The following is an 18325-nucleotide window of genomic DNA, read 5'->3' as shown; positions in this document are numbered from 1 at the left end:
TTTATTACCCGTGTACATCGTTCTTTTCCCCCTAAAAGGGTGAACAAGATAATCTTTGATATTTAGTATCTTAAACCGTTTTTTGACTGACATTATCCCTTTATCATTATGACGCGATCTTTTTTCAGGGCTTTAGTTATTTTACTTGCCCTGAGCGGCGGCAGCCGCAGTTTCGGACAAACCGCCGAAAACTTGCCCACCGATTATTTAAGCAAAGAATTTCATGCCGGAAGGCGCCAGGCACTCCGCAATCTGATGCCTGCCAATTCGGTAACGGTGATCTTTTCGTATCCAGAGCAGGTGTTTTCAAATGATGTTAATTATGTTTATCATCCTAATCCCGACTTGTATTATTTTTCGGGATATAAAGAGCCTAACGCTGTTCTGTTAATATTTAAAGACACACAGGCCGATGGCGACAGCAGTTATAACGAGGTGTTATTTGTGCGCCACCGCGATGCTACCCGCGAACAATGGACAGGACGCAGGCTTGGCATTGAAGGGGCCAAAACCCGGCTTGGCTTTAAACGGGTTTATAACAGCGAGGATTTTGCAAAATTCCCGGTGGATTTTAAAAAGTTTGCCAATGTATATTACGATGTACTACCGGATGATGTTTCGGGCGATGGATCGACAGGAGAGCTTAAGAAACTTATAGCCGCGTTTAAAAGCAAAGCCAATATAACCGAAACCAACAGGCAGGTTATGGGTGACCTTAATTTGATAGCAAGAATGGTCACTCCTCAAAATTTAGACCGCGTCATGACTTATTTTAAAGATAAGTTCGCAGATGATGACCACAAAAATAACCAGCTTATACAACAATTGGTGGCCAAACCCGATTCTGTGACACTTGCCGATGTTAAGGCAAAGATTGCCACAACTTACGGAGGTAACACCGGATATGCTGAATTTACTTCCAAACTTCGCGGTGTAAAAACGCCGGAGGAAATAGCTGTATTGAAAAAAGCCGTTGAAATATCAAGCCTTGCCCATTTGGAAGTAATGAAATCGGTAAAGCCAACCATGAGCGAGCGCGAAGTTGAGGGCATTATGACTTATGTACATAAAAGATATGGTGCCGAAGATGAGGGCTATCCGCCAATTGTAGGTGCCGGTGCAAATGGCTGTATCCTGCACTATGAAGAAAACGCAGCAACACAAATCAACAATCAATTGCTGCTGATGGATGTTGGTGCTGAGTATCACGGCTACTCGGCCGATGTTACCCGTACTGTACCGGCTAACGGCAAATTCACCGAAGAGCAAAAAGCCATTTATCAACTGGTATACGATGCCCAGGAGGAGATCTTTAAACTGTGTAAAGCAGGCGTTCCGTATGCAAGCCTTGAGCAAAAATCGGCAGAGGTATTATCTGCCGGACTGATCAGGCTGGGTATTATAAAAAACGCTTCCGAAGTACGCAAATACTACCCGCATGGCTGTTCGCACCATTTGGGGCTTGATGTACATGATAAAGGCGGTCGTGGTAATATGGAAGAAAACTGGGTGATCACCGTTGAACCGGGCATCTACATTCCGGCTGGCAGTCCGTGCGATAAAAAATGGTGGAACATCGGTGTCCGTATTGAAGACGACGTACAGATTGGCAAAGATGGCGGCACAATTCTATCAATCGATGCACCACGCAAATGGCAGGACGTTGAAAAAGCAGCAACCGAGAAAAGCATTTTTGAAGCAGCTAAATTTCCGGAGCTGAAATAGTGAATTATAATTTATGTCATTGCGAGGCCCGGCCCGGTGTGGTGGGGCGACGTGGCAATCTCGTAGCCATGCGTTACCACAGTGCAAATCCGCTCTGTATAGCTACGAGATTGCCGCGCTATCGCTCGCAATGACATGGAGGGTAATTAAACATAAAAGCCCTTCGGAACTTAATCCGAAGGGCTTTCGTGTTTAATATAATCCTTACTTCTTGATCCTGCTCTTCAACTCAGCCAATGGCATGGTAACCATACGGCCTATCGGTTTTTTACCGCGATAGGTGATCACCCTTAGTGTAGTTGCATCTTTAGGTGCATCTATCGGTGCTGTATATTTAGGGTAAAACCTGTCGGGGAACGAATTGTCAAAGCTGTAATAAGTATCCAGCCCGTTCACCTCGTTGGTCAGCGTAATTCTGAGGGTACTATCTGCATTTAATACAGCATCAAATGATGGGTCATAAGCGCTTGGGGCTATTTTGGTTTCGGCCTCATCAAAGCGCGGGAAGTGTTTTTCAACCCTGCTGAAAAAGCCATCCCAATTTTTAGCACCCTTCGGCGACCATACATCTTCGGCAATGGCCATACCACGCGGCCAGGTCATGTATTCGGCCTGGCGGATGTTGTATACCTGTTCGGTCCATAAATTGGCCTGCCCGCCTTTAATAAGGCGCGCATCAACACTATCAGGCACAGGCTCCCATGAATAGCTTTTACTTAAGCGAAGTGTAGCATAAATTTTGGTTTCGTTAACCCGGTCGCTTTGCATGTAATCAAGATATGCGAAGGTTGTTGGGCTCATTACAACTTCATGCCCTGCTTTTGCTGCAGTGATACCGCCTTGAATACCGCGCCAGCTCATTACCGCTGCATTTGGGCCAAGGCCCCCTTCAATGATCTCATCCCATCCCATAAATTTTTTGCCTTTTGATTCAACGATCTTCTCAAGCCGTTTTTCAAAATAAGCCTGTACCTCGCTCATGGTCTTCAGGTTCTCTTTAGCCATTAAGCCCTTTATGGCATCGCTTTGCTCCCAGAAATTTTTGGCGCACTCATCGCCGCCTAAATGAATGTAGCCGAAAGGAAACAATTGGGCAACTTCGGTTACCACCTTATCCATAAAAGTATAAACGGCTTCATTAGCAGGGCAAAGGGTGTTATCAACAATAGCTTTATTATGCGGGCCGCTCCAGTCCATGAATGGCTCGCCCGAATTAACTACATATTTATCGGCACCCGGTGTGCATGAAAGCTCGGGATAAGCAACCACTGCAGCAAGGCTATGGCCGGGTACATCAATTTCGGGCAGGATATCCACAAACCTGTCTTTAGCATATTGCACCAGTTCCCTGATATCATCCTGGGTATAAAAGCCGCCGTAAGTGCGCGGTTCATCGGGTGCAGGAGGTGTAAATGTTCCAAACTGTCCAACTTTTTTAACGTTATGTGACCCTACCTCGGTTAACCTTGGCAGGCTTTTGATCTCCACGCGCCAGCCTTCGTCATCAGTAAGGTGCAAATGCAGCAGGTTAAACTTGTATTTAACCATAGCGTCGATGTACTGTTTAACTTCGGCTTTGGTAAAAAAGTGGCGTGCCACATCAAACATCAGGCCCCGCCATGCAAACCTTGGGTAGTCGGTAATTTCAACAGCAGGTGCAGCCCATTTTACGCCTTTGGCTACTTCTAACCCTTCAACTTCTTTAGGCAGCAACTGAAAAAACGTTTGTACACCATAAAATAGCCCGGCGGCATCATTAGCGCGGATCACTACTTTTTTAGGTGTTACTGATAGTTTATATCCTTCGGTTTTGATCAGCGTATCGGCTGTTTTATTTAAAACCAACCTGATGGGTGCCGTTGGCGCTGTGCTTTTTATTGTAATAAATGCACCTGTAGCCGTAGATAGCTTCCGCTTAAGATAGGCTGTAACATTTGCCACATCGGCAGATGAACCGGCCTCTACAACTATCGTTTTGGGCAGTACAAATTCGCCGGTTGTTTGAGTAACTTTTACCGGCTGCGGAATAAGTGCAAGGGCCGGCTTGGCTGTTTGTGCTACAGAAAACAGGTGAGCCATGCAGCCGCAAAGTAATAAGGATAATTTCTTCATAAAGAATTGTTATTTAATTGGATGTATGCAAATTAAACTTTTCAAATAATATTAAGAAGTGTTTTCTGAACCTTGATTTTTTTTGTCTGAACTCGAATTTTAAGGAATTTTTTGAATTTGCTGAGCATTCTGGTAATTACTTAATTCTATAAATCCGGGTTCAGACAAAAACACCAGCCTGCGGCCGTGAGGACACGGCCGCAGGGCGATAAAAAAATCTAAATCCGAAATCGAACATTCAAAATCCGATATTCCAAATTACACCCTGATATAAATTTTCCGCTTATCAAGTATATAGGCAACCAGCCAGCAGATCAGCATAATGCTGATAGCAAACAGCAATGAACCTATCGGGCCCGGAGCTATAGCCTGGTAAAAAGCATTATTGATCCAGTCTACAGCATTTGTACCGCTTATCATGATCATACTTACCGGTATCAGCAATATTTCTGAAAGCACATAAATAGGCAGCGGGTTTTTACCCATAGTGGTAAAAAAGCGGGCCCAGTTACCTTTGTTCCAGCTATTGATTTCCAGCGTATAGATCAGCGCCGAAAGGATCACCAAATCAAGCCCGGTAGTAACCAGCACAAAAGAGCTTGTCCACAGTTTTTTATTGATCGGGAAAACCATGTTCCAGCACAGGGCCAAAAAGATAAACAGACAGCCGGTCAATAACAGCTTGGTAGTGGTATCATAACCTTTCCCTTTTTGCTGAATGAATTTGCCTGCATAATACCCCACAACCACGTTAACAATAGCCGGCAATGTACTTAACACGCCTTCCGGTTCAAACGGGATGCCTTCGCCATGATACAGGTGATCAACACCGAACAAAAATTTGTCAAGGTAGATGCCTGCATTGCCGGTCATACTCAGTGGGTCGGCCGGATTGCCGTACACCAGCAGAATGACCCAGTAAATGACTAAAAACAATCCGGATAAAATAAAAACCGATTGTTTTGAAAGAAAATGGATCATAAGCGAGGCAAAGCAATAACATAAGGCAATGCGCTGCAAAACGCCCATGATACGGGTATGCGTAATTGGTTTTAAATGAAAACTCCCGCCATGAGTTGAAAAGAAAGGAAACCAGTACATGAGGTAACCTATTAAAAAGATGAGCAGCGTACGCCTGAAAATTTTGCTCAATACGGCGGCGTTGCCCATTTCCTGGTAGCGTTTCATTGAGAAACTCATAGCGTTACCTACTGCAAACAGGAAGGAGGGAAACACAAGATCGGTGGGGGTAAAGCCGTGCCAGGCGGCATGTTCAAGCGGCGAAAAGGGTGCTGCCCCGCTGCCCGGCGTATTTACGATGATCATGAAGCATAAAGTCATGCCACGAAATACATCCAGCGATAAAAACCGCGATGATGATTTTTCCATAAAGTGGGTTAAAAAATGTTTATAATCAGCTTTAAGAAGCAGGGGTGTTAAGGCGAGATAAAAACCTACCGGGAAACAAGTTCCCGGTAAGTTATATTTATAAAAGGGGTATTTAATTAATGGTAGCCCGGGTTTTGTTTCAATTGCGGTGTGCCTCCTTTAGCGCTCAAGTCAATCTCCACTAACGGAATAGGGTAATATTCGCTCTTGCCTTTAATGAACTTCCCTCCTTTAACATCACTGGTTAGGGTGCTTTGATAAGCCAGGTAGGCATTAAGCTCCGTATCGGCAATGCCCCAGCGTACAAGATCAAAAAAGCGGTGCCCTTCCATTGCAAGCTCAATTTTACGTTCAAAATAAATGGCTTTAAGTGCAAAATCTTTGCTGGCAAATGCACCGGCCAGGTAGGGGCTTACTTTGTAATTTGCTGCGGCCACATTGGTGAAGCCTGCGGTTGGGTCATCGTCATCTTTGTATTTATGTACAAAGCCATCAGGGTTGGCAGCGCGGTTGCGCACCATGTTCACGTAGCTTTCGGCTTTGTCCAAACTACCAACCTGTGCTTCAACTTCGGCGGCCATGAGCAACACATCTGCATAACGGATCAGGTTGTAGTTGATGCCTGAGCCCGGTGCCCATGAAGTATTGTCGCCATTTACATCCTGCTCGGCCTGGCCGTAAACATTTTTAATAGGCGAATAAGGGCCTGCATACTGCTGATCGCGTACCCAATCGGCACCGGGATGGATACCCCAGTCAAGATAAGGAATACCGCGGCGGCCGGCAGTCCAGTCAAGGCGCGGATCGACAGGGCTTGTGTCAGGAGTGTAATCATCGGCCGATGCCAGGCCCATATCTGTTTTTATAGCATGACTGTTATAATCATCAAGATATGGCAAGCCGGTAGTAGGGTTGGTACGGAAATGATTTACCAGATCAATTGATGGCTGATAAAAACCGCAGCAGCTAAACGGGCTGCTGTTTCCGTATGGAAAATTCAGCATATCGCCATTATTGGCTTGTGATGGGCCATTAGGATCTGTATTGGCGGCTGCCTGAACTGCAAAAACAGATTCGGCACTGTTATTTGTAGCTGTCCTGAAATTGTCATTAAACTTTGCATTCAATGCGTATTTTTTACCGTCAGAGGTTACGCCTTGTGCTATCACTGCGTCAAATACAACTTTGGCATCAGCATATTTATGCTCATACAAATACGTCTTGGCTAAATATGCACCGGCAGCCCATTTATTGGCGCGGCCAACCTCGGGCTGTGTATTGGGCAAATTGTCATAAGCATATTTAAAATCAGCCTCAATTTTTGGCCATATATCCGTGTTGTTGGGCTGATTGATATCGGTTGTTGTTTCATCAAGATAAGGTACATTGTTGAACATCTTTTTCAGATCGAAATAATAATGGCCCCTTAAAAACCTTGCCTGTGCCAATATGTTGGTTTTGTTTGATGCAGAGATGGACGTAACCTTGTTGGTTATTTTGATGGTATTGTTTGTACGTGATACGCCTTCATAATCGGCTCTCCATTTACTATCAAAAAAGCCGTTGCTGGCATCAGCAATGTACTTCATCATAGGTTCAATTTGCTGCTGATCGCCGGCAATACTGCCTTTTGAAGCGTCTCCGCCTACCACGCCGCCGTAAATCCAGTTATCAGGCGCAGCTTCCCATGCACCGCCGCCGCCTACAGAAGCATCGCCGCCCTGCTGCCCGTCAATTACTGCATATGCGCCAACCAGTAATTCATTGGCACCTGATTCGGTTTCCAGAAACTGGGGCTCAAGAGCACCGTTAATAGGCTTTTCAAGATATGATTTTTTACATGCGCCAAGCAATAACGTGCTTAACAGCGCCATGGAAATATATTTTTTAGCTTTCATTGTAATCCGTTTAAATATTGCTGTTATAATGAAAAATTAACTCCGAATAAAAAGGTGCGCGGGCTTGCATAGCTGCCTTCGTCAATACCAAAATCTTTGGTGTTACCGCTCAGCTCGGGGTCAACACCGCTGTAACCGGTTAGGGTGAACAGGTTGGTTGCCGATACATAGATCCTTAATTTTTGGATCCCCGCTTTTTTCAAGCTGTTAAGGTTAAAAGTATAACCGATTTGGGCATTGCGCATACGTACATAAGTGCCGTTTTCAACAAAGTATGAATTTGGCGTAGCGCCGCTGCTTGTTGAGGCGTCAAGCTCCTGGATAGGGGCTTTTGCATTATGATTAGTTGGTGTCCATGAATCATTAAGTGCGGTATAGCTTTTGGCTGTTCCGAATGATGCATAAAAATCCCGCCAGTACTTAACGCTGTTCCATAATTTGTTGCCGAATGAACCGTAAAGGAATACGCTGGCATCAAAGTTTTTATAGTTTACACCAAGATTTAAACCTGCGGTAACTTTAGGGTTTGGATTACCAATAAAAGTACGGTCGGCATCGGTGATGAGCCCATCGCCATTTACGTCCTTATAGCGGAAACGGCCAACTTTAACATCTGATTGGTAGAAGGCATTGGGGTCATTGGTGATTTTTTGCGCGCTTGCGTCGGCAGCGTTAATTTCAGCTTGTGAGTTCCAGAAACCTACTATCTGATAACCGTAAAACTCGCCTAATGAATGGCCAACCTGGCTGCGGGTAATTGGCCCATCAAACCGGCTCGATGCCGAACCTGGGAAGTAGTCCCTATCGTCAGATACCCTCAGCACCTTATTGTTATAGGTGGTCATGGTACCGGTAGCATTAAAGCTTAAATCGGTACTTACCTTAAAATTACCTGTAATGGAAAGGTCCAGACCGTCGGTTTTCATTTTACCTACGTTTTGCGCAGGGAAAGCACCGTTACCGGCAGTACCTAATTGCGTGGCATTGTACAAAAGGTCTTTAATATCTTTACGATAGTAGTCGGCTGTTACAGCAATTCTGCCATCAAACAGGGTGGCATCAAATCCAAAGTTGGAGTTGATATCCTTTTCCCACAGGGCGTGTGGGTTTGCTGTTTGATCCTGGTAAAAACCCGGTGTTAAATTAAGCGAGCCATCAATAGGGTAATATGACTGCCCTATATCATTACTGAAGGTGATATGAGCATCTTTAGCACCCATGTTGATCTGGTTACCCATAATACCCCAGCCGCCCCTTAATTTTAAATCATTAAGCCAGGTGATCCCTTTCATGAAATTTTCCTGCGAAACACGCCATCCTGCACTAAATGCCGGGAAATAACCATAGCGCTGATCCTCAGGGAACTTTGATGAGCCGTCACGACGTATAGTAGCGTTAAATAAATAGCGGTCGTTAAAAGTATAATCCAAACGGGCAAATTCTGAAAAGAGTGAATTGCTGGATTTACCACTGTATGTATTTTTGTTGTTAGTACCTGTAGATAAGTTTACGTAGTCGGGGTCAAAAGTGTAAAAACCCTGGATACTTCCACCCACAAAACGGTCATGATCTTCAACAGCCTCTGTACCTACTACCACGTTAATATTATGCTTGCCAAATGTTCTTTGGAAGCTTAAGGTATTTGTCCAGTTGTAGGTATAGCTATTGTCTGAACTTTCGCTATAGGTGTTTACCGATGAGTTCTCTACGTTTTCATAAGTAGGGAATGTAAATGAATGATCATTGCTGTTAATGATATCCCCGCCAAAGCTTGTGCGCAAGGTAAGGCCTTTGATAATGTCGGCTTCGGCAAATACGTTACCCAGGATCCGGTAGCTTGTTGATCCGTTATTTTTTGTACGCTGCTGTATAGCAACCGGGTTGTTGGCATCGCCCAATCCGGTACCATAACTGCCGGCATAATTACCTTTTATGTCATAAACAGGAATAATAGGCTGCTCCCTTAACCCATGAGCGATAACGCCATCCGGATCATTGGTGCTTACCTGTGAATGCGACTGGCCGTTATTTACCTGCGGCAATTTGGTTATTGAGTATGACAGGTTTTCGCCCACCCTGATGTGTTTGGTTACGTTAAAACTGGTGTTTGAGCGCAGGGTATATCTTTTAAGATATGTATCAATCAACGTACCCCGCTGGTTAAAGTAATTAAGTGAAAACAAGTAGCTGGCCATATCATTACTACCGCTCAGCGATATGTTGTGGCTGTTCATCGGCGCTGTTTTAAACAGTTCGTGATACCAGTCGGTACCGGCTTTGTTAGCCCTTGTGATCCTGTAAAAATTGCCAAGATCAGTGGCCGATGTATAATTAGGGTTTACGTAATATTTAGCAGGATCTACAGAAGGATCGCCTTCTTTTGCTCCTGCAGGTGTTATATAATCAGGTAATGTAAAAGATGAGCCAACGCCGCTTGGATTGTACAAGGCGTCTTTAATAGAATTATCGCCCGAATTTTTCTTGGCAGTAAGTTTCAGATCGGCCATTTGCTGCGGCGTTATGGTATTCCAAACATTACCCCCTTTAGGCACTTGCGAGCCGTAGTAAGCATCATATTGGATATTTACCTTGCCTTTACCTCTTTTGGTGGTAATAATGATAACCCCGTTTGCTGCCCTTGCTCCATATATTGATGCAGAGCTCGCATCCTTTAACACCTGAAAAGTTTCAACATCATTAGGGTTTAACGTACTTACATCATAAGTTTCCACACCGTCAACCACGTATAAAGGAGTATTATCGCCAAAAGTGTTAAAGCCCCTGATATGTACCTGCGGCTCTTCGCCGGGCTGCCCTGATCCGGTTACGGTAACACCTGATGCCTGGCCCTGCAACTGAGAGTTTACAGACGATGAAGCCTGTTTGTTAAGGTCTTTAACGTTAACTACAGCAACAGCACCGGTAAGGTCTTTCTTTTTCACTGTGGTGTAACCAACAACAACAACCTCATTCAGCGCTTTCGACTCCTCAAGTAAAGTTACGTTGATGGATGTTTGCCCATTCACCGGTACGGCTTGTGTAGTAAAGCCCAAAAAGCCAAACTCAAGCGTACCATTGCCATCGGGCATGGTGAGGGTATATTTACCATTCACGTCGGTAACCGAACCTAAATTGCTGCCCCTAAGCTTTACACTTACACCGGGTAAAGGTTGCCCGTTAACATCTTTAACTACGCCGGTTACCGTTACAGTAATAGCGGGCCTTTCGTCGGCAGGTTTTATGATGATGATATCATCAACAACCTGGAAAGTTAAGGGCTGTTTTTGCAGCACCTTCTGCATCACGGTTTCAATAGGCGCGTCCTGCACATCCACGTTTATTTTCTTGTCAACATCAACCTGGTCAAGCCGGTAAAAAACAGTGTATTTACTGCTTTTTTCAATCTGCTTAAACATTTGCTTAACAGAAATATTGTTCACACTAAAGTTGTAAACGTTTTGTGAATAAGCGGCAGCGTGTATTTGCATAATGCCCGTTAAGAGCAGAACGGTTACCAGCTTCATAATTTTGATCGTTTTTTGCCACGGGCCGGCGGCCAGAATGGACTTTCTGTAAAAATTAATCATAAATTTGTTTGTTAATCAGTTAATACGATGCTTCCCCAAGCGTAGGGTATTAGCTTTGATTGCTTTAGGCCCGGGCGTGTTGGTAGCACATCCGGGTTTTTTATGTAAAAGAGAATGTTAGTTTTTGATCATAGTTTGCTTTTTGTTTTAGTTAGGTTAATCATTATTGTTGTTTCGTGTAATGTTTACTGTATTGCCGTTTATTGAATAATTGATGGCTGTATTGGCTTTTATAATAGCGAGCACTTTTTCAATATTTGGGATGTTTTTAAAACTCCCCGAATAACGGATACTGTTCAAGTCGGCATCGGTTATGTTGATAGTTACATCATATCTTCGTTCCAGCACCTTGACCATATCACTAAGCGTGGCACCATCAAATACAAGCAGGTTTTCCTTCCAGCCATCGTAACGGTTAAGTTTGGCCGAATCGATCTCCGACATCTGGATCTCGTTCAGGTTTTTGGTATCCGGCGCGGTATAGCTGTAGCTTTCTTTTTTAGGGCGATAGTAGATCCTGAGCACCTGCCGCGGCTTTACATAGATCCGGCTCATTTCATGTGCGTTATTATCAACATTTCCTTCTACCGATACTTCACCCTTTACCACCGTGGTTTCAAAAAACGGATCGGAAGCGTATGCTTTCAGGTTAAACTTTGTGCCGATATCCCTTATGGTATAGTTTTTTGTATTAACAATAAAAGGAACAGTCTTTTTGCCGGGGGCTATATCAAAAAAGGCTTCGCCTTCAAGGTAAACGGTGCGGGTTGTTTTTCCAAAATCAGCCGTGTAGTTAAGCTTGCTGCCCGCGTTAAGCCAAACCTGTGTACCATCACTCAACACAACTTTTTTTATCGAACCCGGGGTAACGGCAATTTGCCTTACGCTTTCTACATTTTTTGAATGCCTGTTATATAAGGTAACGGTAACTGCGGCCAATAAAGCTATGGCCGCTGCCGCTTTGCCCCATGTTACCAGCCTTGCATAGCGCGACGGCTGCGCTGGTACAATACCTTCCGAAAGTTTATTGTAGGCACTATCTTTATTTACAACCGTTGGCTGCAGGTAAAGCATATTATGCCATGTTTCATAAAGCTGTGCAAAATACTGTTCGTTTTCAGGGTGCGCACTTATCCATTGTTTAACCTGCTCAAGCTCCTGTGCGGTAGCCTCGCCGGTTATATATTTCACTAACAGTAATTTTACTTCTTCGTTATCCATTTGTAATATTATCGTTAAGACAATTAAAAAAGGAGATACCCTCAAAGCCGTACAAAATATTTTCAATTTTATTCGGCTCGTGGCATAAATGTCCCTTACATATTATGCGTAACCTTTTTTTTACAGAATGTTCAGGGTTAGCTTTTCATTATTTCCATATTAAATTTGATACAGAAGTAAAAAATTTGTAACTTGTTAAAGTTTTTTAAAAAGTATTCGGATTAATTAAAGGCAGGATTAATGATCCAGGAAAACAAACTACCTATAACCTCATTTACACAGGGCGACGCTAAAGCATTCGAAACCCTGTTCAGGCTATACTATACCCGTTTAACTTTGTTCTCCAACCGCTTCGTAAATGATTTAACCGTTGCTGAAGAAATCACGGCCGATGTGTTTACCCACCTATGGGAACGCGGGCATGAGGTTGCCTTTTGCGCATCGGTAAGTTCCTATCTTTTTAAAATGGTGCAAAACCGGAGTCTTAATTACCTCAAGCGCCAGAAGATAGAGAACCTTTACGTTAACTATCTCGAAAAAAACAACCTGTTTGATGAGCTGCGCAATACGCTTGAAAATGGCCTTGAGGAAAAAGAACTTGCCTTACAGATAGAAGCAGCAATTGCCACCCTTCCCGAAAAATGCCGTGAAATATTTGTATTAAGCCGCTTCAGCGATATGAAATACAGGGAGATTGCGGTGCAGCTCAACATTTCTCCCAAAACCGTTGAGCGCCAAATGAGTATAGCACTTGAAAAATTAAGGCAGGTGCTAAAACATGTGAGTTATATGTTTTTTTAAGGTAAGCGATACGGCCTAACCGGCAACGATCTATCTCAAATCTTTTATAATGTCCTTACATCCTGCCTCAATCAGTTCAAAAACCGGTTCAAACTGGCTGTCATCATAGTAAGGATCAGGGACAACTTTATCACCTAAAAGAAGTTTCACTTTGGCAGCCTGTTCCTCATTTCGGGCCATGTCAAGTACATCGCTCAGGTTATTGCGGTCCATCACAAAAATATGGTCGAACGTATCAAAGTCTGCGCGTTTAAACTGACGGCAAACCTGTTTACTGAGATCAACGCCATGGTTACGGGCAGCGCGGATGGAACGCCTGTCTGGCGCCTCGCCCACATGCCAGCTCCCTGTACCGGCCGAATCAACGTTCCAGCCGAGTCCATTTTCATCTGCCAAATGCTGCATGATCCCCTCCGCCAACGGCGAACGGCAAATATTGCCCAGGCATACCATTAGTATTTTCATTTTTGGGGTTGATTGTTATAGAGTGAGTGGTTGATTAGGTTGATTAAGTGAGTGGTTAATTAGCTGCCTAACTACTCACCCAATCAACCATTCACCAATCAACTAAAAATTTGATTCAATACACCGGCCAAACGAACTCCGGCTTTTACCATTTGGTCATTTAATAAACCAATGTATTTAAAGTTGTATTTGTAGCTCAGGTTTTCGCCAGGCTTAACGTCGGTGTACAGCTTTTCTGCAAGCTGGTTGCTTTCAAATAACCACTCACTTATCGGGTCCTTTTGCAGCTTAGCACGTTGAGCAGCAGTGGTGTGGTTAATCATGGTTGCATACTCGGTATAGCTTAACTGCTGAAAGTCGATCAGCTGGCTATCCCAAACCGAGTGCAGGTTACTGTCTTTCCCAAACCATTGCACCTTTATGTCGTTGCCGCCTTTATCGCTGGTATGGCCGGTGTGCAGCGGCTGGTGTACATCCTCAACAATATGGATCAGCATGCGCAGATAAAGTAGCTTGTTGGCTTTTGTTGTAGCCGGCTTTTTAAGCTCGGCAATCAAAAAGTTCATTTTAGTATAGGCATCAACCGCAGTATCCGCTTTTAAGTAGCCTTGTAGTTCGGGATAAGTATAAGCTTTATCCAGATCGATAAAATGCCAGTTATACAGATAACCATAAGCCGGGTCGGATTTAATAAAATCGGCCCAGTTGCTGGTAATTGCTATTGACTCATCTCCTAAAATAGCCTGAACAGCTTTACGGGCCTGTGGAGTAAGGTAGCTATCGGCAATTTGTCCGCAAATGCGGTGACCGTTGGTACCCCAGGCCATGCTTTGCAGGGGGATGTAAAATATAGCTACCAGCAGTAAAAGTTTTTTTAAAATTTGTGTTTTCATTACAATGGTTTTGGAATACAGCTTGTTCTTTTTATCAAATGCGCGTTAATGGGTATTACATTGGATGTACTTACAAACCTGATGAGTGAATCGCCTTGCTGATGAACTTTGAAATATTCTTCATAATCGCCAAATCTGAAACATCCCTGTTCATTTTTATAAGAGCCATCGGCATTGCAAAACTGGCCTTTTATATGTAGGGTGTCCTGCCTTTGCGAATAAGTTCCGCGCACGTATTCATCCCAGTGTCCTTTGCTCATACAGGTATCAGCCCCATAATTAACCTTACTAACAGTACTGATCTTCAAAAGAAATGAATCGCAGCTGAATTTAATGTCGTATAGCGAATATGTTACCAGGCTTTTTTGTGCAGGCACACTATCCTGCCTCCACTCGCCCTGCAATTTGCTATCGCCAGGTTCCTGCATGTCGGGATTCCTGCTGCAGGAAGCTGCTGCGATTAGGCAAAAGGCGAAAGGTAAAAGGCGAAAGGCTTTCTTTGAGCTGAAAGCTGAAAGCGGAAGGCTTAAAGCCTTAGTAAAGAAGAAATGGCGCAAATCAAAGCGTTTTGGCATAAACCGAATGCATTAAAAAAGCCCCTCTCCTGAAGGAGAGGGGTTGGGGTGAGGCCTATTTTAAGCTGCCTATCATATTTTCGGGGCGTACCCACTCGTCAAACTGCTCGTTGGTTAGTAAGCCTAAACCAATAGCTGCTTCGCGCAGTGAGCTGCCGTTTTTAAGGGCTGTTTTAGCAATTTTTGCTGCGTTTTCGTAACCGATATGCGGGTTAAGTGCAGTTACCAGCATCAATGAGTTTTCAAGATGTTTTTTGATGCCTTCGTAGTTAGGCTCAATACCTACAGCGCAATGATCATTGAATGATACGCAGGCATCACCAATTAACCTTGCCGACTGCAGGAAGTTAGCTGCCATAACCGGTTTAAATACGTTCAACTCGTAATGCCCGTTTGAACCGCCAATAGAGATAGCCACATCATTACCCATAACCTGTGCAGCTACCATGGTAACAGCCTCGTTTTGGGTTGGGTTAACTTTACCCGGCATAATAGATGAACCAGGCTCGTTATCCGGAATATGGATTTCGCCAATACCCGAACGCGGACCAGATGCCAGCATCCTGATATCATTGGCGATTTTCATTAATGAAACCGCAATTTGTTTCAGCGCACCATGGCTTTCAACAATAGCATCATGAGCGGCAAGCGCCTCAAATTTATTTTCGGCAGTGATGAATGGCAAACCGGTAAACTGAGCAATGTACTCAGCAACTTTAACATCATAACCTTTTGGCGTGTTAATGCCTGTACCTACCGCGGTACCGCCAAGGGCAAGTTCCGAAAGGTGATCAAGCGTGTTGCGCAGTGCTTTTAAACCGTGATTAAGCTGTGATACATAACCTGAAAACTCCTGGCCTAAAGTAAGCGGGGTAGCATCCATCAGGTGGGTACGACCGATTTTTACTACCGATTTAAAAGCTTCAACCTTAGCCTGCAAAGTATCGCGCAGTTTTTCGATACCCGGAATGGTTACATCGATCAGGATCTTATACGCCGCAATGTGCATGGCAGTTGGGTAGGTATCATTTGATGATTGTGATTTATTCACGTCATCATTGGGGTGGATGAAGGTTTTACCTTCGCCCAGTTTATTGCCTTGTAATACATGGGCGCGGTTAGCAACAACCTCATTCACGTTCATGTTTGATTGCGTGCCCGAACCTGTTTGCCAGATCACCAGCGGAAACTCTGAAGCCAGCGAGCCGGTCAGGATCTCATCGCACACTTGTGCAATCAGATCGCGTTTCTCTGACGGTAATACCCCTAAATCGGTATTGGTAAAGGCAGCGGCCTTTTTCAGGTAAGCGAAAGCGTCGATAATTTCCTTTGGCATTGACGCCTCGGGACCAATTTTAAAATTATTGCGTGAGCGTTCGGTTTGCGCTCCCCAGTATTTGTCGGCAGGTACTTGTACCTCGCCCATGGTATCGTGTTCGGTTCTGAAACTCATGGTATTAATTTTTGCAGGGGCAAAGTTATGCTTTTATATGATGCGGGGGAATGCAGGGTGTAAACTTTTTGATAGGAGAGTTAGATAGCATGCTTTTTTGTCGTCAAGTCAATAATTGAGAAAAGTTGGTGAAGACGCGCTAACAACAGCAAAATTAAAAACCATGTCATTGCGAGGAGGAACGACGAAGCAATGACATGATTTTTCAAGCCTACATTTTACTGACATGCATCTTCCGAACACCTGCTCGCCGTTGTGGGATGTTGTCACTAACAAAGACTCCAACAGCAAAAAATCCTAACAATCCCAAAATCCTAACAATCATGGTTCAGATAATGGCGTTGCCTGCGGCAGGGCTTTACGCTCATACGCCTGCAGGCATTACGCTCTTGGCCGGTATCCGCTGCAATCCCTAACGCAAATACGTGATTTAACACACATCCTGTTAAATCAGGTATTCGCAATCAAATCAAAATATTCATCATCTTCGTTTTTGCCGCCAAAACCTTTACCTATAGTTTCATGACTTTCTACAAAATCAATACGGGCAATCCATTTTACCATTTTATAACCCAACTGGTTTTCTATCCGGAGCCTGAGCGGAGCGCCATAAGCAGGGGTAAGCGGTTCGTAATTCATTTCCCAGGCTAAAATTGAGGCTGGTTTCATACAATTATCAAGCGTATGAGTATCATAATAAGTGCCGCCGTACAACCCTTCGCCAAATGAATAAAAAGCTACAGTTGTAACATTTGCATGGGGTTTAACCAATTCAACAAGTGCTTTTATGGGTACACCTCCCCACTCTGCAATACCCGACCATCCCTGGATGCAATGGTGCATGGTTATATTTTGCTCCTTGCCAAGTTCTATCAAATCTGTAATTGATAGCTCTACGGGCTTATCAACCAGGCCGCCAACTTTCAGCTTATAATCTTTAAATCCATCGGCAGCCATGTTGCGCCATTCTTCACACTCAGGGACTTTTCCATTTGCCCAAAAATAGGGTGATATATCTTTAGGGCTATAATATATATGGGGCTTAAATTTATTGATGGAAAGCTTCCAAAGCGTTCCGTTGATAGCGGCTTCTGCTTTTTGAAGCAGCCGCGGCCTTTTCCATGATAACCAGTGCGCAAAAAAACCAAACGCGACTATAAATAATATAAAGCCCAAACCAATGTAAAGCCCCGAGGTATCAGTTGGGCTATCAGTTCCGTGTATAATGTGGTTCATGTTACGGACGAGCCCTGTTGCCGCAACCATACTTACATGGATCAAGATAAAGGCCAGGTAGGCAAGCATCACTAAAAAATGGACAGAACGCGCACCCTGCCTGTTCCCGAAAAGCTTTGGCAGCCAGTGAAACCTGTTTTCAATAGCCGGCGACATGGCCATGCCGCTAAGCATGGCAACAGGCGCAAGTATAAATACCACTCCGAAATAGGAGAGTTGCTGCAACGCATTGTAATGGTAAAAGCCATTAGGCTCAACCGGCATGTTCAGGGTGGCATAGTGAACAAATACGTTCCATGAATCGGGCAGTATTTGCCAGGATACAGGTACAAGTCGTTTCCATTGATTGGTAGTAAAAAGCAGAACGGTAAATACAACGCCATTCAAAAGAAAAAACGGCACATTGATAAAATGCCAGCAACGGGCAAGCCCCACAGTATGGCGGTAACCGGGCAGGCCAACAACCGGACTTAAATAACGGGCTTCATCCTTTGCCGTCCATATTTTATTGTCGGGTATTTTTAAGGGGGTGAATTTAATCCATTCAGAATCGGGCGTACAGTCGTTGTTCCAATATAACCGGGGATGATCGGCCAGGATGGAAAGCCCGCTTCTGATGATGATAATTAAAAAGAAAAAGTTGACCCAGTGGCTCAGGCATAACCACCACGGGAAGCCTTTCGGATCGGCTTCAGCAACCGGGGCAAAAGAAGCGGATGGATCGGCAGGAAGCCCCCCGATAAGGTACTGCAGCCATGCTACGCCAACAGTTGCCAGCAGCAAAACACCGATAGCAATAAATATGTAAGGTTTGATTCCTAAAAACAATCTTCTGTCTGCCGGGAAATGAACCGCTTGCTCCGCTGCGTTAAAATTGGTAAACATATAAGGTAGGTGTTTTAAGTAAAAACTTATATATTATTTAAAGTATTGCAATACTGTTAAAGGTAATTAATAATTTGTGGATCTT

At 44.1% G+C, this 18325-nt stretch carries 12 protein-coding genes; 2 read left to right on the top strand and 10 right to left on the bottom strand.

What is annotated here, in order from left to right; genetic code table 11:
• Window positions 1–108 precede the first annotated feature (108 nt).
• On the top strand, window positions 109–1725 hold the full coding sequence (locus MTO98_RS00535) for an aminopeptidase P family protein (RefSeq protein ID WP_243484559.1): 1617 nt from the start codon (window positions 109–111) through the stop codon (window positions 1723–1725).
• Window positions 1726–1929: 204 nt separating this feature from the next.
• On the opposite strand, the gene MTO98_RS00530 is transcribed toward MTO98_RS00535, so the two are convergent.
• The 5 genes from MTO98_RS00530 to MTO98_RS00510 all read right to left on the bottom strand — a co-directional run bounded on the left by MTO98_RS00530 (window position 1930) and on the right by MTO98_RS00510 (window position 11932).
• Window positions 1930–3837 (bottom strand): beta-N-acetylhexosaminidase, encoded by a 1908-nt coding sequence (locus MTO98_RS00530; protein ID WP_243484558.1) that lies wholly within the window; start codon window positions 3835–3837, stop codon window positions 1930–1932.
• A 258-nt stretch (window positions 3838–4095) separates the two neighbouring features.
• Window positions 4096–5226 (bottom strand): acyltransferase family protein, encoded by a 1131-nt coding sequence (locus MTO98_RS00525; protein WP_243484556.1) that lies wholly within the window; start codon window positions 5224–5226, stop codon window positions 4096–4098.
• A gap of 116 nt (window positions 5227–5342) precedes the next feature.
• The gene (locus MTO98_RS00520) at window positions 5343–7124 is read right to left on the bottom strand and encodes a RagB/SusD family nutrient uptake outer membrane protein (protein ID WP_243484553.1); all 1782 of its coding nucleotides are present in this window, start codon (window positions 7122–7124) and stop codon (window positions 5343–5345) included.
• Between the two features lie 23 nt (window positions 7125–7147).
• Complete coding sequence (locus tag MTO98_RS00515) at window positions 7148–10648, bottom strand: TonB-dependent receptor (protein ID WP_243484551.1); 3501 nt, start codon at window positions 10646–10648, stop codon at window positions 7148–7150.
• Window positions 10649–10867: 219 nt separating this feature from the next.
• The gene (locus tag MTO98_RS00510) at window positions 10868–11932 is read right to left on the bottom strand and encodes a FecR family protein (RefSeq protein ID WP_243484548.1); all 1065 of its coding nucleotides are present in this window, start codon (window positions 11930–11932) and stop codon (window positions 10868–10870) included.
• A gap of 240 nt (window positions 11933–12172) precedes the next feature.
• Here MTO98_RS00510 and MTO98_RS00505 point away from each other — a divergent pair, with 240 nt between their 5' ends.
• Entirely contained in the window at window positions 12173–12733 is a 561-nt protein-coding gene (locus MTO98_RS00505; protein WP_121808430.1) for an RNA polymerase sigma-70 factor, read from the top strand.
• A gap of 30 nt (window positions 12734–12763) precedes the next feature.
• Here the strand turns inward: MTO98_RS00505 and MTO98_RS00500 are convergent, their stop codons facing one another.
• From MTO98_RS00500 to MTO98_RS00480, 5 genes are all read right to left on the bottom strand, one after another.
• The gene (locus tag MTO98_RS00500; protein ID WP_243484546.1) at window positions 12764–13198 is read right to left on the bottom strand and encodes a low molecular weight protein-tyrosine-phosphatase; all 435 of its coding nucleotides are present in this window, start codon (window positions 13196–13198) and stop codon (window positions 12764–12766) included.
• A 98-nt stretch (window positions 13199–13296) separates the two neighbouring features.
• Window positions 13297–14091, bottom strand: coding sequence for a S1/P1 nuclease (locus MTO98_RS00495; RefSeq protein WP_243484544.1), 795 nt, complete (start codon window positions 14089–14091; stop codon window positions 13297–13299).
• On the bottom strand, window positions 14091–14666 hold the full coding sequence (locus MTO98_RS00490; protein WP_243484543.1) for a hypothetical protein: 576 nt from the start codon (window positions 14664–14666) through the stop codon (window positions 14091–14093). Before MTO98_RS00490 ends, MTO98_RS00495 begins: the two co-directional genes overlap by 1 nt.
• A 55-nt stretch (window positions 14667–14721) precedes the next feature.
• A complete protein-coding gene (fumC, locus tag MTO98_RS00485; RefSeq protein ID WP_243484541.1) occupies window positions 14722–16119 on the bottom strand; it encodes a class II fumarate hydratase in 1398 nt (465 codons plus the stop codon).
• A 450-nt stretch (window positions 16120–16569) separates the two neighbouring features.
• A complete protein-coding gene (locus tag MTO98_RS00480) occupies window positions 16570–18240 on the bottom strand; it encodes a molybdopterin-dependent oxidoreductase (protein WP_243484539.1) in 1671 nt (556 codons plus the stop codon).
• Window positions 18241–18325 lie beyond the last annotated feature (85 nt).

The organism is Mucilaginibacter sp. SMC90 (assembly GCF_022811725.1).
Lineage (GTDB): Bacteria > Bacteroidota > Bacteroidia > Sphingobacteriales > Sphingobacteriaceae > Mucilaginibacter.
This window is presented reverse-complemented; position numbering and strand designations above follow the sequence as displayed.